This is a genomic window from Kitasatospora sp. NPDC004289 (genome assembly GCF_053602875.1).
Genome location: NZ_JBSGEL010000012.1, coordinates 64,670 through 82,388, shown reverse-complemented (window position 1 = coordinate 82,388; position 17,719 = coordinate 64,670). Strand labels below are relative to the sequence as shown.

The window sequence follows — 17,719 nt, the reverse complement described above, 5'->3', positions numbered from 1 at the left end:
CGGTGGGCGGGGAGGGTGCGCCGGAGCGGCTCGCACTGCTGATCGGCGTGGGGGAGACCCCGGCGGCGGGGGACTGGTTCCCGCCGCTGGCGGAGGCGGTCGCCGTCGACCAGCGGCTGCTGGCCGCCGCCCTGGGCGGGTCGGGCTACCGGGTCGAGGTCCTGCGCGACCCGACCCGGAACGAGATCACCGCCGCCCTGGCCGGCCTCGCACGGGACGCCCCGCCCGGCTCCACCGTGCTGCTGCACTACACCGGACACGGCATCCGGGTGGGCGACACCGACCACCTGGTGCCGGCGGACGCCCGGGCACCCGAGGACGGCGGGACGTCCGGCTGGGACCAGCCGCACGTCCTGGAGTCCCTGCTGGACGCCGACCTGAGCCGTTACCTGACGGCCTGCCGGGCCGGCACCGTGCTCTGGCTGATCGACGCCTGCCGGTCCGCCGAGGAGGAGGACGGCACCACGGAGTTCGGCAGCCGGATCACCAAGGGGCCGCCGGAGGGCGGCTTCGCGGTGATGACGGCCTGCGCTCCCGGGCAGCGGGCCGGGTACTCGGCTGCCGGGAGCTTCTTCACCAGGGCACTGGCCGACGCCTTCGACCCGCTCACCGAGGCCAGCACGGTGGAGGAGCTGTACGGGACCGCCGCCCGGCTCACCCGGCAGTACGCCCGGCGCGAGCGGGCCGGGGAGCAGGACGTCCGGATCCACTACGGGACGGCCCTGGAGCACGAGACCCGGACGACCCCCGTGGCACAGGGCCGTCGACTGCTGGAGAGCTGGCAGGAGGCGGTGTACGCGCCGGGGCTCTGGGCGCGGGTGCCGGCGGCCGAGGCGGCGCTGGTGACGCACCTCCAGGAGTGCCTGACCGAGCTCGCCACCGAGGTCGCCCGGCAGGTGCACCTCGCGCAGAAGGACCTGCCGGATCCCTGGGCGGACGACGACTTCCCGGTGCGGGTGCTCGGTGACCGGCTGCCCCGGCTGCTCCCCGAGGGCGTCGAGCTGTCCGCCCTGGAGGCCGCCGCGCTGGTGGCCGGGGTGTTCCTGCGGGAGGCGGCCTGGGCGGAGCGGCTGAGCCAGGCCGCGCGGTTCGAACCGCGCTGGACGCTCGACGAGGACGACGCGGGTGAACAGCGGCGCCAGTACGAGCAGGTGATGGCCCGCCACCCCGAGGTGTCGGGACGGCTCGGGGACATGCTCCTGCGGGAGCTGGGCGAGGTGACGGACCACCAGTTCGACGCCGCCGTGCTCTGGCTGGTGCACCGCTGGATCGCGGAGCGCTTCGAGACGGACGAGCTGCCGGTGCCCCCGCACCGCGCCGACCGCCTCGCCCTCCGGATGATGCCGGCGAACGGTGGCGCCGCCCAGCCGTCCGGTCGGGTGGCCGAGTTGTCGGCCGCCCTGCGGATGATCACCGCGGCTCCGGTGCTGGGGGAACCGCCGGAGGCGGAGGCCCTGGGGCTGCCGGAGCGCTACCCGCTGGCGGGTGGGTCCGGCACCCTGCGGGTCCGCGCCCTCGCGGCCCTCCTGCGGTTGGCGGTCCTGTTCGCGGTGGACGCCCGGATGCTTCCGGAGACCGTCGTCGAGCACCTCGTGGTCTCCGACCCGGTGCTTCCCGGAGAACTGCTCACCGCCGTGCGGGCCGCCGACTGGCACGCGGAGGCCGGCGAGGTCCACCTCGACGCGGTCTGCCCGCACCCGGCGATCCACGAGACCCTCGCCGCGATCGTGGAGGAGGCCGACGGCCTGGTCCGCCGGGTCCGTGAAGCGGCCCGGCGATGGCCGGCGGCCGAGACGGCACTGCTGGCCGGCCTGCCGTCCGGCGTGACCGACCGCAGGCTGCGCGCGGACGAGCGGCAGGGCCGCCGGGCCTACGACGTGCCGCTGCTGCGCTTCACGCTGGCGCAGACGGAGGTGCGCCGGCTGCTGATGGGGGAGCAGCTGTACGACGGCCAGCGCCACCTGGCCGTCCGGGAGCTCTACCAGAACGCGATGGACGCCTGCCGGTACCGGGCGATGCGGCTGCGCTACCTGCGGGGTGCGGGCGGCTGTCCCGCGCCCTGGGAGGGCGGCATCCGGATCACGGTGGGGGAGGACGAGCGGGGCCGCTACGTGGAGTGCCTCGACAACGGCGTCGGCATGACGGTCGATCAGCTCAAGGAGACCTTCACCCGGGCGGGGCGCCGGTTCGGCCAGTCCCGGGAGTTCCGGCGGGAGCAGGCCGCCTGGCTCCGGCAGGACGGCGCACTCCGGCTGTACCCGAACAGCCGTTTCGGCATCGGGGTGTTCAGCTACTTCATGCTGGCCGACGAGATGGAGATCGTCACCCGCCCGGTGGGCCCGGACGGGTACCCGGCGGCCAGGGCGCTGCGGGTCTTCATCCCGGGGAGCGCGAGCCTGTTCCGGGTGCAGGAGCTGGCGGGCGCGGACCTGCCGGAAGGCGGTACGCGGGTCCGGCTGTACCTCAGGGACGGCTGGCGGCTCTCGGGGGCCGCGTGCGAGGAGCTGCTCCGTTCACTGGTGCTGGTCAGCGAGTTCCGGCTGGAGGTCTGGAACGGTGCGAAGCGGACCCGGTCCTGGGCGCCCGGGGTGCTCCAGGCCGCGCTGTTCCCGCGCGCGTTGCTGCGGAGCGATGAGAGCCCGCGAACGGTGGAGGCCGGGAGGGCCGTCGAGGCGGTACCGGGCACGCTCTGGTGGGTCGAGGGGACCGGAGCGGTGCTGTGCGACGGGATCGCCACCGACAAGCGTCCGTTCGGATACGTCCTCAATCTCACGGGCCCGCATGCCGGGAGGTTGAGCGTCAACCGGAAGAAGCTGGAGCAGTACGACACGGAATGGGAGACGGAGCAGTGGGGGCTCGGTGCGGAAGCGCTCGCCGCGTGGCCGTTGCTGACGCTCGGTTGGCTGCACGAACTGGAACGCCACCACCTGGGGGCGGCCACTCTGCTCTGGAGCCGCTGGAAGGGACGGGGTCTTCAGGTCAGGGACCAGTACGGCCGATCGGTGAACCTGGACGAGACCGGGTGGTTCCGCCTGGACCGGCACCTCTACGGGCACCTCGACCCGTCGAGCGGGGAGCGCGTGGTGTTCGAGAGGTTGGAGCCGTGGCGCACCGTTGCGCTCGGCCAGCGCCCGGATGACCAGGAGACGGCGCTTCCGGCGGTACTGACGGGACATCCGGTGCCCGAGCCGGGCTGGGCCTCCATCGCCACCTCGGTGAACTCCGATTGGCGCACGGCCGTACGCGCGGCCAGGGACCACGGGATCACCGTGGCCGAGGTGATCCGTCGGGCGCGTGCGCTGAGGATCGTCCACCCGAGGCTGTCGGGGCCCGCGGTCCGGGCCGGAGCCCTGGACTGGGTGCCCGGGTGGCGCGACGAGAAGATCGTCGAGGGTCTCCTGGGGGCCGACCGGCGACGGTGGCAGAGGCCGGAGGCGAACGACTACCGTCACGCCCCCGGCGACCTGACCGGGATCGTGCGGGCCTCGGAGCTCTCCGCGACCGCTCTGGGCGAGCTGGCCGGACACTGCGTCAGGTACGCCCCGTTCGGCGTCGAGCCGCTGGCCGAGGTGCCCGAGTGGCACCGGAAGCACGTCTGCGACAGCGATGACCTGGACCTGCTGTACCAGACGGACGGGGAGACCTGGTCGACCGTCAGCGAACCGTGGGACCTGGTGGCGAACGCCGCCCGGCTGGGCGTCAGTCCCTTCGCGGCTCTGGCTGGGATGAACCGTTTCTCGTGGCTGGGAGTACGGGTTCCGAGCCCGGAGGAGGTCCTCCGGTGGGCCGAGGTCCCCGAAGACCTCTTCGACTACCTGCGCCACTACGTCGGCCGTGACGGCCGAGGCACGTTGTTCCTCGGATGGGGAGCGACCGTTGAGCTCGCCGCGGACACGGGCATCTCGCTCCGGAAGGCGGAGAAGTACTTGGCGAAGGCCGCCAAGTCGCTGGGGATGGAGTACCGGCGGCGGTACGCGGTCGGTGGCGCGGGCCGTGGGGTGGTGCCGTCGGAGAAGTGCGGGAACGCCGTCCACTGGCTCCAGGAGGCGGAGCTCCCCCTGGAGCAGGGGGTCTCTCTGCGCGACCTGGGTTTCGTGAGCCCCTCGGCGAAGGATTCGGCCCTGGTCCTCGACGAGCTGCGCGAGGCAGGTGTCGACGTGCCGCCCGCCACCGAGCTGTTGACGGCTTGGGAGGACCTCCCCGTCCTCGGCCGCTACGTCTTCTCCGGACAGGAGTCGGGCTTCGACGGCGCCAACTACCCGGTGCTGCCGTCCCCACCCGTGCTGTTCATGGCCGGACTCAGTCTCGGCCAGTCCCTCACCGAGGTCTGGCGGAACGCCCGCGAGGAGTGCGCCCGCCTCGGGCTGCCGCCGGAGCTCGCGCCGCTGCCCTTCCCGGAGGGGCTGGCGGACCGTCAGCCGACCCGGGAGATGGCCTGGGCGCTGGTGGAGAGCGGGCCCGACGAGTCGGGCGAGAGCGAGTGGTCCGAGAGCCCCCGGTGGATCCCGCTGACCGCCGAGGCGCTGCTCCGGTACGCCGCGAGGAAACGCCTGGGCGCCCGGACCGCCTACCGCTCCTTCGCCGAGCTGCGCGCCATCGGTGCCCTCGTCCCGCCGCTGACCGACGATCAGGTCGCCGGTCTGCCGGACACCGTCCCGACGGCCGCCGACGTGGTCGCGCTGTCCGCCGAGTGCCGGGTCTCCGAGCGCGGCGAACCGCTGACCCCGCTGGACCTGGTGAGCATCGCGGGCCGGCTCGGCGAGCCGGTGACCACCACCTGGTGGCGCCTGCTGCCGTACCTGGCGCTGGAGTCGGCGGGGGAGCCGTTCCGGAGCGTGCCGGACGTGCTGCCGCTCTGGCAGGACCTCGCGGTGCTCTCCGAGGGGCTGGACGGCCGCCTGCCCGCGCTGGCGGGCCGGGTGGACCCGGAGTGGCCGGCGCGGGCGGCGGACGCGGTCGGGGAGAGCGCCGAGTGGGTGCGGGAACGGCTCGGGCACTACGCGGAGCTGTTCGGTCTGGAGCTCCCGGCCCCGGGGGAGTGACGGCCCGTCAGGCTCCGGCCGCGCCGAACCAGTGCACCCCGGAGGGGGTGACGGCGGCGTGGACCGGGAGGTCGTGGGGTTCGGCGGGGACCTCGGGGAGCAGCTCGGGGTCGTGCAGCAGGGTGGCCAGGACCGGGGTGGCGCCGTGGCGGGCCAGGCGGGCCAGGACGCGGTCGTAGGAGCCGCCGCCGCGGCCGAGCCTGATGCCCCGTCGGTCCACGGCGAGGCCGGGGAGGAGGACCAGGGCGGCCCCGGTCACCGAGTCGGGGCCGAGCCGGGGGCCGGTGGGTTCGAGCAGGCCGCGGGAGGCGGGGGCGAGGGTCTCGGGGCCGGTGTACTCGGCCCAGTCGAGGTCGTTGTCGGGCAGCAGGACGGGCAGCAGGACCCGGGCGCCGGCCGCGCGCAGGGCGTCCAGCAGGGGGCGGGTACCGGGTTCGCCGCCGACCGAGACGTAGGCCGCGACGGTCTCGCCGGGCCGGGCGAGCGCCCCGGCGTGCGCGGCGAGCGCGGTGGCCGCGCGCGCCCGCTGTTCCGGGGTGAGCGCCCGTCGTTCGGCGAGGAGCCGTGTCCTCAGCTCGGCCTTGTCGTTGTGCACCGGATACTCCCTGGTCCGCTCCGGCCCGGTCGGCGCGATCCCCGCCGGGTGCCGAGAGCCTGTCACGTGGAAGGCCCCGGATGTCCACCCCGTTGCTCCTCCAGGCCCTGGCCGGGCTCGGTCTGCCCGCGCTGGGCGCCGCCGTGCTGACGGGCGGTCGGCTGCGCCGGTCGGCGACGGCCGCCGAGGCGAGGGAGGCGGAGCTGCGGCGGCAGTTGGCCGAGCTGACGGCCGAGCGGGACGCGCTCCAGCGCACCGCCTCGTGCGACCCGCTCACCGGCGTGTGGAACTACCGCCACCTCCAACTCACCCTGGACCGCGAGGTGGAGCGGGCCCGCCGGGTCGACCCGGGGGCGCCGCTCCGGCCGCTGGCGCTGCTGATGCTGGAGATCGCGGGCTTCGACGCGGTGGTGGCCGAGCACGGGCGGGGCCGGGGGAACGCGGTGCTGCGCGACCTGGCCCAGCGGCTCAGCGTCGAGATCCGGCGCTCCGACACCCTCGGCCGGTACGGCGGCGAGGAGTTCCTGGTGGTGCTGCCGGACACCGGCCCGGAGGGCGCGGCGCACGTGGCCGAGCGGCTCTGCTGGACGGTCCGCCGCCACCAGCTGCTCGACTGGTCCCCGGCCGGTCCGGCCCCCCGCCGCCCGGTCAGCGGGAACGGGCTGACGGCGGCGGTCGGCATCGCGGTGCTGCCGGAGGACGGCGGGCACGCGGCGCTGCTGCTGCGCGCGGCCGACCGCGCGCTGGCGGCGGCCCGGGCGGCGGGTGGCGACTGCTGGCGGGGGACGGCCGACGCGGGCCCGGCGGGGACCGGGGCGGAACGGGCCGTTCCGGGCGCGGCGGCGAGTCCGACGGCGGGTGCGGCGGCGGGTGCGGCGGCGAGTTCGACGCCGGGTGTGTCGGAACGGGCAGTGGTGGGCAGTACGGAGGGGCAACAGGAGTGCGGCGGGAATCGCCGGCGGGTGTTCACGGGTGCAGTTCCGGGAGTGCCCGCCGATGCAGCCCGCACGGAACCGCAACAAATCCCCGGTACTCTGTCGCCCTGTACCGGCAAGGCCACCCTCACCCCGGCCGGTGCTGCCCACACTCCGGCCGTCGCCGCCGAGCCGGGTTCCTGACGGTTCGGCAGTTCACGATCGGTTCACCCAGCTCTCAGTGTGGCGGAATTCCGCCCCTATAAGGTCTGACACATGACGACGAACGCCCGCATCCCCGTTACCAAGGCCGTGGTCCCTGCCGCCGGACTGGGGACGCGCTTCCTCCCCGCGACCAAGGCCACCCCGAAGGAGATGCTGCCGGTCGTCGACAAACCCGCCATCCAGTACGTGGTCGAGGAGGCGGCGGCCGCCGGCCTCTCCGACATACTGATGGTGACCGGCCGCAACAAGCGCGCGCTCGAGGACCACTTCGACCGCGCGTACGAGCTGGAGGAGCTGCTCGCCCGCAAGGGTGACCAGGACAAGCTGCGCCGCGTGCAGGAGTCGGTCCAGCTGGCCAACATGCACTACGTCCGCCAGGGCGACCCGAAGGGCCTCGGCCACGCCGTCTCGGTGGCCGAGCAGCACGTGGCCGGCCAGCCGTTCGCGGTCCTGCTCGGTGACGACCTGATCGACCCGCGCGACCCGCTGCTGGCCCGCATGATCGAGGTCCAGCAGGAGCTGGGCGGCTCGGTGGTGGCCCTGATGGAGGTCGAGCCGGAGCAGATCCACCTCTACGGCTGCGCCGCCGTCAAGGCCAACGGCTTCGGCGAGGACGTCTTCCGGATCACCGACCTGGTGGAGAAGCCGGAGACGGCTGACGCCCCGTCGAACTACGCGGTGATCGGCCGCTACATCCTCGACCCGGCCGTCTTCGACGTGCTGCGCGAGACGGAGCCCGGCCGCGGCGGCGAGATCCAGCTGACCGACGCGCTGCGCACCCTGGCCACCCGGGACGAGACCGAGGGCGGTCCGGTCCACGGCGTGCTGTTCAAGGGCCGTCGTTACGACACCGGTGACCGCGCCGACTACCTTCGCGCTATCGTCCGTCTCGCGTGCGAACGTGAGGACCTGGGCCCGGAGTTCCGCGGCTGGCTGAAGGACTTCGTCGGCGCCGAGATGCAGGACTGACCAGAAGGCGAGTGAGGCGATGACCGGGACCACTGCTGATTCCTGCTGCGAAGAGGTCCCGGCACCGCCGCGCATGTGGAGCGTGGCCGAGCACCTGGCCGACGTGCTGTCAGGTGTCGGTCCGCTCCCGGCGATCGAGCTCCAGCTGCTCGACGCCCAGGGCTGCCGGCTGGCCGAGGACGTGGTGTCCGGGGTCGACCTGCCGCCCTTCGACAACAGCTCGATGGACGGCTACGCCGTCCGTACCGCCGACACCCAGGGCGCCACCGAGCAGTACCCGTCGGTGCTCCCGGTGGTCGGCGAGATCGCCGCCGGGGCCGGTGAGCTCCCCAAGGTCGGCCCGGGCCAGGCGGCCCGGATCATGACCGGTGCCCCGATGCCGCCCGGCGCCGAGGCGGTGGCCCCGGTCGAGTGGACCGACGGCGGCGCCGGCACCGGGATCGCCGCCGAGGCGATGACCGCGGCGCCCGAGGGCCCCGAGGAGGTCCGGGTGCTCCGCCCGGTCGAGGCCGGGCAGCACGTCCGCCGCCGGGGCAGCGACCTCCCGGCGGGGGAGAAGGTGCTCGACGCGGGCGCCCTGCTCGGCCCCACCCAGCTCGGCCTGCTGGCCGCGATCGGCCGCGCCACGGTGAAGGCGGTGCCGCGCCCCCGGGTGGTGGTGCTCTCCACCGGCAGCGAGCTGGTGCAGCCCGGCGAGGCGGTCGGCCCCGGGCAGATCTCCGACTCCAACAGCTTCACCCTGACCGCCGCGGCCCAGGCCGCCGGCGCCATCGCCTACCGGGTGGGCGGCGTCCCGGACGACGCGGCGGTGCTCCGCTCGGTGCTGGAGGACCAGCTCGGCCGGGCCGACCTGATCGTCACCTCCGGCGGGGTCAGCGTCGGCGCGTACGACGTGGTCAAGGAGGTCTTCGCCGAGTACGGCGACATGGACTTCCGCAAGCTCCGGATGCAGCCCGGCAAGCCGCAGGGCTTCGGCCGCCTCCAGGGCACCCCGCTGCTCGCGCTGCCGGGCAACCCGGTCTCCGCGTACATCTCCTTCGAGCTCTTCGTCCGCCCGGTGATCCGCACCATGCTCGGCGCCACCGACGTGCACCGCCCGGTGGTCCGGGCCCGGACCACCGCGGACCTGCGCTCGCCCGCCGGGCGGCGGCAGTTCCTGCGCGGCTGGTACGCCGGGGACGGGACGGTGGCCCCGGTCGGCGGCGAGGGCTCGCACCTGGTCGGCGCGCTGGCCCGGGCGAACTGCCTGATCACCGTCCCGGAGGACGAGACGCGGCTCGCGGCGGGAACTGACGTCGACGTGGTCCTTCTCACGGACTGAGCGACGGGGGGCTGTACGGTAGCGCGGGTATTCGCCTGCGCCACCGTGGAGTTCCCGTGTCCGAAACACCCCGTCTCACCCACGTCGACGAGACCGGCGCCGCCCGCATGGTGGACGTCTCCGAGAAGGCCACCACCGTCCGCACCGCCGTCGCGGCCGGGCGGGTGCTGGTCTCCCCCGAGGTGGTCGCGCTGCTGCGCGGCGCCGGCGTGCCCAAGGGCGACGCCCTCGCGGTGGCCCGGATCGCCGGGATCATGGGGGCCAAGAAGACCCCCGACCTGATCCCGCTCTGCCACCCGATCGCCATCTCCGGCGTCACGGTCGACCTCACCGTCGCCGACGACGCGGTGGAGATCACCGCCACCGTGCGCACCGCCGACCGGACCGGTGTCGAGATGGAGGCGCTGACCGCCGTCGCGGTGGCCGGGCTGACCGTGATCGACATGGTCAAGGCGGTGGACAAGGGCGCCACGATCGAGGCCGTCCGGGTGCTCTCCAAGACCGGCGGCAAGAGCGGCGACTGGGCGGTGCAGCGGTGAAGGCGCTGGCCCTGACGGTCTCCAACCGGGCCTCGGCCGGGGTCTACCAGGACAAGGGCGGCCCGCTGGTCGCCGAGGGCCTGCGCGCGATGGGCTTCGCCGTGGACGGCCCGCAGGTGGTCCCGGACGGCGAGCCGGTGGAGGCCGCGCTGCGGGCCGCCGTGGCGGCCGGGTACGACGTGGTGGTGACCACCGGCGGCACCGGCATCTCGCCGATGGACCTGACCCCGGAGATGACCGCCCGGGTGATCGACCGTCAGATCCCGGGCATCGCCGAGGCCGTCCGGGCGTACGGGCGGGAGAAGGTGCCCACCTCGGCGCTGTCCCGGGGGCTGGCCGGGCTGGCCGGACGTACCCTGATCGTCAACCTGCCGGGCTCCACCGGAGGCGTCAAGGACGGCATCGCCGTGCTGACGCCGCTGCTCCCGCACGCGGTGGACCAGCTCGGCGGCGGGGACCATCCCCGCCCGGCCGTCGCGGACCCCTCCTCCGCCTCCGCCGGCCCGGCCTCCGCCGACGAGGGGAGCACCTCCTGAACGCCTCCTGGCAGGTCGAACTCCTGGAGGGCGACGTCGCGTTGCGTCCGATCCGGGTCCGCGACCAGCGGGCCTGGCAGGAGCTCAGCCAGCGCAACCGGGACTGGCTGCGCCGCTGGGAGGCGACGGTGCCGCCCGCCGGCGCCGCCCGCCCGGCCGCCGCCCGGCCGACCTTCCGTCAGATGGCCCGCTACCTGCGGCACGAGGCCGCCGCCGGGCGGATGCTGCCCTTCGTGGTGCTCCACCGGGGCCGCCTGGTCGGCCAGCTGACGGTGGGCGGGATCACCTGGGGCTCGATGTGCTCGGCCAACGTCGGCTACTGGGTGGACGAGTCGGTGGCCGGGCGCGGCATCATGCCGACCGCCGTGGCGCTGGCCGTCGACCACTGCTTCACCGGGCTCGGACTGCACCGGATCGAGGTCTGCATCCGGCCGGAGAACCGGCCCAGCCGACGGGTGGCCGAGAAGCTCGGCTTCCGCGAGGAGGGAATGCGTCCGCGCTACCTCCACATCGACGGCGACTGGCGCGACCACCTGGTGTACGCACTCACCGCGGAAGAGGTCCCGGAGGGCATGCTGAACCGCTGGCGGTGGGTCAGGGGCCAAGGCACGCCCGGTAATTGAATAAGTGTTCGAAATAGATATCGATATGGCATCGCGGCCGGGGCGAGTGGTCACAAATACCGGCAAAATAGTCGGAGAATCAGCTTGATCACACGACACGCCGCGCCAAATTGCTGCCGGGCCTTCCCCCGCGCCCGTACCGTGTGAAACGTGAGCAGTAGCGGCCTTATCTACGCGGTCATCGTAGGAGCCTGGGCCGCCTATCTGGTGCCGATGTGGCTCCGCAGGCAGGACGAGCTCAACGAGGCCCGTCCGACGGAACGCTTCAGTACCGCGATCCGCCTGCTGGCCGGACGGTCGGCCATGGAGCGGCGGGCATCGAAGGCACTCGGCGAGGAGACCAGCACCGGCGACGGACCCGTCCCCGGCGAGCCCGGCGACCCCGCCGGCGATCTCGCGGGCGTGCCCGCCGAGGCGTTCGCGGCCGGCGAGCCGCCCGAGCGGCAGGCCGACCGGGCCCCGATCGGCGACCCCGCGCCCGAAGCGGCGCCGAGCGCCCCCGTCACCACGGCCACCCCCGCGCGCGAGACCGCGCACGGCTCGACCGAGGGCCGTGCGCGACTGCTGGCGCGCCGCCGCCGGATGGTCACCACCCTCTTCCTGGCCTTCGCGGCCGGAGCGGTCGCCGCCGCCGTGCTCGGCGTGGCCTTCCTCTGGATCCCCGCCCTGCCCGCCCTGCTGCTGACCCTCTACATCGGCCACCTGCGCCGGCTGGAGCGTCAGCGGTACGAGGTGAAGCTGGACCGCACCCGGGCGGCCCGCGCCGCCGAGCGGCTGCGCGAGCGCGAGCGGACCAGGGCGGCCGCCGCCCCGGCCGTCCCCGCCCCGGGCCCGGCCCCCGCCGAGGCGGCCCCGACGCCCCGTCAGGCCCCTTCCCCGGCCCGGGGGGCGGCCGCCGCCCCCTCGGCCCGTCCGCACCTGCGGCTGGCCACCACCGACTCCGCCCTGGTCGAGGCCACCGACCACGAGGAGTGGGTGGACGGCATGCGCGACCGCGCCCCGGCCGGCCCCGACTCCTGGGAGCCCGTGCCCGTCCCGCTCCCCACCTACGTCACGGCCCCGGTCGCCCCGCGCACCACTCCGGGCCTGGACGCCCGCGCCACCGCCTGGGACTCGGGCCGTGCCGCCAACACCCCGCTCTTCGACCAGTACGCCGACCCGGACCGGGCGCGCGCCGAGGCACGGGCCGAGGCGGCGGCCGAGGCGGACTACCCGTCCCGCCCCCGGGCGGCGAACGAGTAGCCAGGTGAGGGGTGGTCACGAGCCCCCTCCGGAAGGTGCTAGAGTTTCTTCTCGTTGGGGCTGTGGCGCAGTCCGGTAGCGCACCTCGTTCGCATCGAGGGGGTCAGGGGTTCGAATCCCCTCAGCTCCACCAACAAGAAGTCCCGCTCGGTCCTCGGACCGGGCGGGACTTCTGCTTTCCCGGGACGCGGCGGAGCCGGCGGCACCCCGGGGAGTGGCCACCGGCCCGGACTGGCGCCCCGTCAGGCGGGGAGGCCCGGTTCGGGCTCCACCGGTGCCGGGGCCTGGGCCAGGGCGGCGCGCAGGGCGGCGTTCTCCGCCTCCAGCGCGCCGATCCGCTTGCGGGCGAAGTAGAGCTCCAGCACCGCGTCGGTGAACTCCGCGACGAGTTCCTCGGGGGTCAGCTGCACCGTGTCCTCCTGGTGTCCGGCCGGCCGGTCAGGCCGGGGCGATCTGGGTGACCGTGCCGTTGGAGCCGCGCCACATCAGGGCGCCGCCCTGGGCGTACAGCGCTCCGCCGCGCGCGGTGCCGTCCACGGAGGTCGGGGCGGCCGCGCTGTCGCCGACCCGGAGCACGCCCTCCACCAGCAGGGCGGCCGGGGCGGCGGGCCGCTGGACGACGTGCAGCTGGGCGCGCGGCCTGTCCCCGCGCACGGTGCCGATGCCGGTCAGGCCGGAGCCCTTGACCACCAGGTCCTCCAGCTTGGTGCCGTCGGCGAGCGTGCTGTTGCGCAGCGCGATCAGGTTGCCGGTGGTGGAGCCGGTGGTGGAGGTGAGGTAGATGCCCTGGGCCGCGGTGCCGGCGGTCTGCAGGTCGATGGAGATCGCGGCGGCGTTCAGGTCCGATCCGTCGGCGTAGCCGCGGTGGGTGATCTTGAGGGTGCCGCGTCCGGTCTCGGTGCCGCTGAGGTACATCGCCGAGGTGCCCGGGTTGTCGGAGACCACGTTCAGCGCCACGGCGCTGCCGGAGGTGCCGGCCTGATAGACCGTCACGGCGTGCTGGTCGGTCGAGGTGGTCCTGAAGAACGCCGAGCGGGTGTCCGTCGCGGTGCTGAAGCTCCGCGCCGTGACCTCGCCCTCGAAGGCGGTGGTGGCGGCGTCCGCCGAGGCCTCGCCGGCCCCGCCCACCGCCACCGTCACCGCTCCGGCGGTGAATCCGCCGAGAAAGATCCGTCGTCCGATGGTCATGCGACCGCCCTCCCCCTGGTCCGTCGTCGGCCGGTCACTATACCGACGCGCCCGGCCGCGCACGGTGGCTGATCCGGTGTCAGGCGTGCGTCCCGGTGGTCCCGGCGTACGGTGGAGGCAGGAGTCCGCCCGGCGGCGGTCAGGCCCGGTGGGCGGCCGATCGAGGGAGGCCGTGATGGCTGCTCTGATCAGGAAGAGATTCGACGAGGCCGACGAGACCCGTCCGTTCGAGGCGGACAAGGGGCGGCTGGACCTGGTGGACCTGGACGGGGCCCAGGTGGGGCAGGGGACCTTCGAGCCGGGGTGGCGGTGGTCGGAGCACGTGAGGCCGATCGCCGGGACGGACAGCTGCATGGCCTCGCACGTGGGGTACTGCGTCTCGGGCCGGATGCACATCCGGATGGACGACGGCACGGAGCAGGACCTCGGCCCGGGGGACGTCGCGGTGATCGAGCCGGGACACGACGCCTGGGTGCTGGGCGACGAGCCCTGCGTGTTCCTGGACTGGCAGGGCTACTCCGACTACGCGAAGCGCTAGCGAGGGCCGGTCACACTTCCCGCTCCCGGTACGTCGGTGCTGTGAGGGACACGGCATCGACCGAGGGAGCGGGCAGCATGAGGATCACGGTTTTCGCCGCCACCGGCGGCATCGGACGGCTGGTGCTTGAGCAGGCCGTCGCGGCGGGGCACGAGGTGACGGCGGCGGTGCGCCGTCCGGAGGGGCTGGCCAGCAGCGGGGCCCGGGTGGTGGGGGTGGACCTGGCGGCGCCCGGGGCGGAGCTGCTGGAGGCGGTGGCCGGGGCGGACGCGGTGCTGTCGGCGCTCGGGGCCCGGGGCAAGGGGGACATCGGGGTGGCGGAGCGGGGCACCCGGGCGATCGCCGGGGCGATGCGGGGCGAGGGGGTGCGCCGGCTGCTGGTGGTGAGCGCGGGGCCGATCGGCACGGTGCCGTCGCCGGAGCGGCCGCACCCGCCGCGGCACGACCCGGGGGACGACCTGCTCACCCGCCGCCTGCTGGCACCGCTGGTGAAGGCCGCGCTGCGGGAGCGGTACGCGGACCTGGCCCGGATGGAGGACGTGGTGCGGGCCAGCGGGCTGGACTGGACGGTGGTCCGCCCGCCCCGGCTGACGGACCGTCCGTTGACGGGTCGTTACCGGACCGCCCTGGACCGGAACGTGCGCGGCGGCACCTCCGTGTCGCGCGCCGACGTGGCGCACTGCATGCTCGACCTGGTGGGCAGCGGGGAGAGCGTGGGACGGACGGTGGCGGTGGCCTCCTGAGGCGGGCGGAGACGTACGGGGGCGGGGAGGGGAGACCGGAGGGTCGGCAACCGCTTCTGTGCGTTCGGTGTTCACCGGGGAGCCGGATCGCTACGGTCACCAGCACCGCTGTTCCTAGGTGCTACTGACGACCCGTCGGAGGATTCGCCCGTGAACGTTCGGACCCGTCGCGCAGCCGTTGCCGCCCTCGCGGTGGCCGCCCTCACCACCCCCGTCCTGCTGGTCGGGGCCACCGGAGCCGCCGCCCACGGCCACGGCCCGGATCCGGCGAAGAAGGCCGCCCAACTGGCCGCCAAGCTGGTCGAGCAGAGCAGCGGCAAGGACGCCTTCCGCACCCTGGAGCAGTTCCAGCGGATCGCCGACCGCAACGGCGGGACCCGGGTGGCCGGTTCGGCCGGGCACGCGGCCTCGGCCGAGTACGTGGCCCGGAAGGCGGCGGAGGCCGGGCTGAAGGTCTCCCGGCACGAGTTCGAGTACACCTTCAACCAGGCCCTCACCCAGACGCTGCGGGTGGTCGGCCCGGTGGCCGAGGACGTGCCGATGCGGGCGATGACCTACTCGGTCAGCGGCCCGGACGGCGGGCTGACGGCCCCGCTGGCGGTGGTGGCGGTGGACGCCACCACCGGCTGCGAGGCCACGGACTACCCGGCCGGCGAGTTCACCGGGAAGATCGCGCTGATCAAGCGCGGCGGCTGCACCTTCGCGGTCAAGCAGGCCACCGCGGCGGCGGCCGGGGCGGTCGGCGCGGTGGTCTACAACAACACCGCGGGCGAGCTCGGCGGCACCCTGGGCGACCCGGCGGCCGGCAAGGTGCCGGTCGGCGGCATCACCCAGGCGGCGGGCGAGGCGCTGGCGGCCAAGGCGGCGGCCGGGCCGGTGACCGTCAACCTGGACATCAAGACCCTGATCGAGAAGCGGAAGACCTGGAACGTGATCGCCGAGACCAGGGGCGGCGACCCGGCGGACACCGTGATGGTCGGCGCCCACCTGGACTCGGTGACGGAGGGCCCCGGCATCAACGACAACGGCTCCGGTTCGGCGGGCATCCTGGAGGTGGCCCGCAGCCTGTCGGACCGTCAGGTGAAGAACAAGGTGCGGTTCGCCTGGTGGTCGGCGGAGGAGTTCGGGCTGATCGGCTCCGAGGCGTACGTGGCCTCGCTCTCCGACGCGGAGAAGGCGAAGATCAAGCTGTACCTGAACTTCGACATGATCGCCTCGCCCAACGCGGCCCAGTTCGTCTACGACGGCGACGACTCCGACCACGTCGGCTCGGGCCCCGGCCCGGCCGGTTCGGCCCAGATCGAGCGGCTGATCAACGGCTACCTGGACCGGCGTCAGCTGCCGCACGAGGGCACCGACTTCACCGGCCGCTCCGACTACGGCCCGTTCATCGAGGCGGGCATCCCCGCCGGCGGCACCTTCACCGGCGCCGAGGGGATCAAGAGCGCCGCGCAGGCGGCCACGTACGGCGGCACCGCCGGGACCGCCTTCGACAAGTGCTACCACCAGGCCTGCGACAACCTGTCCAACCTGGACCTCAAGGCCTTCGACCACAACATCGACGTGATCGCCAACGCCGTCGGCACCTACGCCTGGGACCTCTCCTCGCTGACCGCCCCGGTCGCGCCGGAGAACACCTCCGGCGGTCAGGGCGGCGGTGGCGGCCTGCACGCGGGCCACGGGGACGAGGCCGCCGAATAACCGATGGCCCGTCGGACCGGCGCCGGGTAGTGTCCACCGCGATGGCGCACCCGGCGCCAGGTCCGCCACGGGCGGAGGAAGGAGGCGTGGCGATGCACACCCACATCCCCTCGGCGCTTCCTTCCCGTACGGCTCGCTAGCCGCTCCGGAAGCGCCACCGACTGCCCGGAGGCAGCGTGTCCTTCCGTACGACGTCCCGCCCTTCCCGCACCACCTTCCGCAGCACCACCCCGGCCGACCTCGACCGGGTGCTGTCCTGCACCGTGGACGAGCCCGTCTCCTGGGCCGACCCCGAGCGCTACCGCTCCATGCTGGAGAGCGGCGCCTACCGCCCCGAGCACACCTGGATCGCCGAGGACGGCGAGGGCCGCCTGCTGGCCCGAGCGGTCTGGTGGACCTTCCCCGAGGGCGACCGCCCGCTCGCCCTGGACTGCGTCTGGACGGCCCCCGGCGTCGCGGACCGGACCGCCCTGGCCGCCGGGCTGCTGACCGCCGCCCACGACTCCTTCCGCGCCGCCGGATGGGACCTGCCCGAGTGGCACCTCTTCCTCACCCCGGACTGGCGGAACGACCCCGCCGTCTCGGCCGCCCTCGACTGGCGGCTCGCGGCCGCCGGGCGCAGCGGTCTGGGCGGGCGCCTGGAGCGCCACCGGTACGAGTGGAGGCCCGGGGCGCCGGTGCCGGCCCCGAGCGGGCGGCTGGTCTTCACCGCCGAGCCCGACGACGAGGTCTTCGTCGAGCTGTTCCGGCGCACCGCCGAGGGTTCGATCGACGACGACACCCGGCGCGGCCTCGCCCGGCTCGGCGCGGAGGGACAGGCCAGGGAGACCCTGGATGCCTACCTGCAGATGCCGGGCGAACGCTCCTGGTGGCTGACGGCGCACACGCCGGAGGGCGAGCCGGTCGGCTTCGCGCTGCCCTCCGCCAACCAGGGCGGCCCGGTGGTGGGCTTCCTCGGCGTGCTTCCCGCCGCGCGCGGGCGCGGCTACGTGGACGAGCTGCTCGGCGAGATCACCCGCTTCCACGCCGCCCGGGACGCCGAGCGGATCGCCGCCGACACCGACGCCGACAACCTCCCCATGGCCGCCGCCTTCGACCGCGCCGGCTACCACCGCTTCGGCGTCCGCCTGGTCCTGACGCACGCTTAGCAGCCGCGCCGCGTGGCCGCCCGGAGGGCGGTCAGGGGTGCGGGGAACTGCGCGCTGCGGGAGGACGAGACCCGTGTGCCGGGTACGGAGGCTCACTTGCAGGTGGCTGTCCGTACCCGGCACACGGGTCCGTTTCTTCCGGTTCGCGCAGTTCCTCGCGCCCCTGGGGTCGCTGCCCTGCCGTTCGTCCGGAGGGCGGCGACCGGGCCCGTGGGTCAGTAGCCGCATGCCGTTTCCCCTGTCGCTTTCGGCCGCGTTCTGGCGCCTTCGGGCCGCCGGAGGCGGCCAGGGGCGCGGGGAACTGCGCGCTGCGGGAGGACGAAACCCGTGTGCCGGGTACGGAGTTTCACTTGCAAGTGAGCGCCCGTACCCGGCACACGGGTCCGCTTCTTCCG

The 17,719-nt window shown here is 74.4% G+C and carries 15 protein-coding genes and 1 tRNA gene; 13 read left to right on the top strand and 3 right to left on the bottom strand.

Annotated features, from left to right (window positions below):
- Positions 1-2: 2 nt before the first annotated feature.
- The gene (locus ACWEPF_RS10925; RefSeq protein WP_452172335.1) at positions 3-5,042 is read left to right on the top strand and encodes an HD domain-containing protein; all 5,040 of its coding nucleotides are present in this window, start codon (positions 3-5) and stop codon (positions 5,040-5,042) included.
- A 7-nt stretch (positions 5,043-5,049) separates the two neighbouring features.
- On the opposite strand, the gene ACWEPF_RS10920 is transcribed toward ACWEPF_RS10925, so the two are convergent.
- Complete coding sequence (locus ACWEPF_RS10920) at positions 5,050-5,637, bottom strand: 5-formyltetrahydrofolate cyclo-ligase (RefSeq protein ID WP_452172334.1); 588 nt, start codon at positions 5,635-5,637, stop codon at positions 5,050-5,052.
- Between the two features lie 80 nt (positions 5,638-5,717).
- Here ACWEPF_RS10920 and ACWEPF_RS10915 point away from each other — a divergent pair, with 80 nt between their 5' ends.
- The 8 genes from ACWEPF_RS10915 (at position 5,718) to ACWEPF_RS10880 (ending at position 12,139) form a co-directional block, all read left to right on the top strand.
- A complete protein-coding gene (locus ACWEPF_RS10915; protein WP_452172333.1) occupies positions 5,718-6,755 on the top strand; it encodes a GGDEF domain-containing protein in 1,038 nt (345 codons plus the stop codon).
- 72 nt (positions 6,756-6,827) lie between these two features.
- Positions 6,828-7,745 (top strand): UTP--glucose-1-phosphate uridylyltransferase GalU, encoded by a 918-nt coding sequence (gene galU, locus ACWEPF_RS10910; RefSeq protein WP_345282556.1) that lies wholly within the window; start codon positions 6,828-6,830, stop codon positions 7,743-7,745.
- A gap of 19 nt (positions 7,746-7,764) precedes the next feature.
- Positions 7,765-9,066: a molybdotransferase-like divisome protein Glp gene (gene glp, locus ACWEPF_RS10905; protein WP_452172332.1), complete on the top strand. Its 1,302-nt coding sequence runs from the start codon at positions 7,765-7,767 to the stop codon at positions 9,064-9,066.
- Positions 9,067-9,122: 56 nt separating this feature from the next.
- Positions 9,123-9,605 carry a cyclic pyranopterin monophosphate synthase MoaC gene (gene moaC, locus ACWEPF_RS10900; protein ID WP_345282560.1) on the top strand — a complete coding sequence of 161 codons (483 nt, stop codon included), beginning with the start codon at positions 9,123-9,125 and terminating at the stop codon, positions 9,603-9,605.
- Positions 9,602-10,141, top strand: coding sequence for a MogA/MoaB family molybdenum cofactor biosynthesis protein (locus ACWEPF_RS10895; protein ID WP_452172331.1), 540 nt, complete (start codon positions 9,602-9,604; stop codon positions 10,139-10,141). The genes moaC and ACWEPF_RS10895 overlap by 4 nt, the downstream gene beginning before the upstream one ends.
- Positions 10,142-10,164: 23 nt before the next feature.
- The gene (locus tag ACWEPF_RS10890) at positions 10,165-10,764 is read left to right on the top strand and encodes a GNAT family N-acetyltransferase (RefSeq protein ID WP_345282576.1); all 600 of its coding nucleotides are present in this window, start codon (positions 10,165-10,167) and stop codon (positions 10,762-10,764) included.
- A 150-nt stretch (positions 10,765-10,914) separates the two neighbouring features.
- Positions 10,915-12,006: a divisome protein SepX/GlpR gene (gene sepX, locus ACWEPF_RS10885; protein ID WP_452172330.1), complete on the top strand. Its 1,092-nt coding sequence runs from the start codon at positions 10,915-10,917 to the stop codon at positions 12,004-12,006.
- Between the two features lie 56 nt (positions 12,007-12,062).
- Positions 12,063-12,139: transfer RNA gene (locus ACWEPF_RS10880), tRNA-Ala, on the top strand.
- Positions 12,140-12,248: 109 nt separating this feature from the next.
- On the opposite strand, the gene ACWEPF_RS10875 is transcribed toward ACWEPF_RS10880, so the two are convergent.
- Together ACWEPF_RS10875 and ACWEPF_RS10870 are read right to left on the bottom strand one after the other, a co-directional pair.
- On the bottom strand, positions 12,249-12,416 hold the full coding sequence (locus ACWEPF_RS10875; protein ID WP_452172329.1) for a hypothetical protein: 168 nt from the start codon (positions 12,414-12,416) through the stop codon (positions 12,249-12,251).
- Positions 12,417-12,444: 28 nt separating this feature from the next.
- Positions 12,445-13,194: a hyaluronoglucosaminidase gene (locus tag ACWEPF_RS10870; RefSeq protein ID WP_452172328.1), complete on the bottom strand. Its 750-nt coding sequence runs from the start codon at positions 13,192-13,194 to the stop codon at positions 12,445-12,447.
- A gap of 175 nt (positions 13,195-13,369) precedes the next feature.
- On the opposite strand from ACWEPF_RS10870, the gene ACWEPF_RS10865 reads away from it, so the two are divergent.
- The 4 genes from ACWEPF_RS10865 to ACWEPF_RS10850 all read left to right on the top strand — a co-directional run bounded on the left by ACWEPF_RS10865 (position 13,370) and on the right by ACWEPF_RS10850 (position 17,324).
- Complete coding sequence (locus tag ACWEPF_RS10865; RefSeq protein ID WP_345282570.1) at positions 13,370-13,732, top strand: cupin domain-containing protein; 363 nt, start codon at positions 13,370-13,372, stop codon at positions 13,730-13,732.
- A 77-nt stretch (positions 13,733-13,809) separates the two neighbouring features.
- Positions 13,810-14,475 carry an NAD(P)-dependent oxidoreductase gene (locus ACWEPF_RS10860; RefSeq protein ID WP_452172327.1) on the top strand — a complete coding sequence of 222 codons (666 nt, stop codon included), beginning with the start codon at positions 13,810-13,812 and terminating at the stop codon, positions 14,473-14,475.
- Between the two features lie 150 nt (positions 14,476-14,625).
- A complete protein-coding gene (locus tag ACWEPF_RS10855; protein ID WP_452172326.1) occupies positions 14,626-16,176 on the top strand; it encodes a M28 family metallopeptidase in 1,551 nt (516 codons plus the stop codon).
- A gap of 176 nt (positions 16,177-16,352) precedes the next feature.
- The gene (locus ACWEPF_RS10850) at positions 16,353-17,324 is read left to right on the top strand and encodes a GNAT family N-acetyltransferase (RefSeq protein ID WP_452172325.1); all 972 of its coding nucleotides are present in this window, start codon (positions 16,353-16,355) and stop codon (positions 17,322-17,324) included.
- The last annotated feature ends 395 nt before the right edge of the window (positions 17,325-17,719 follow it).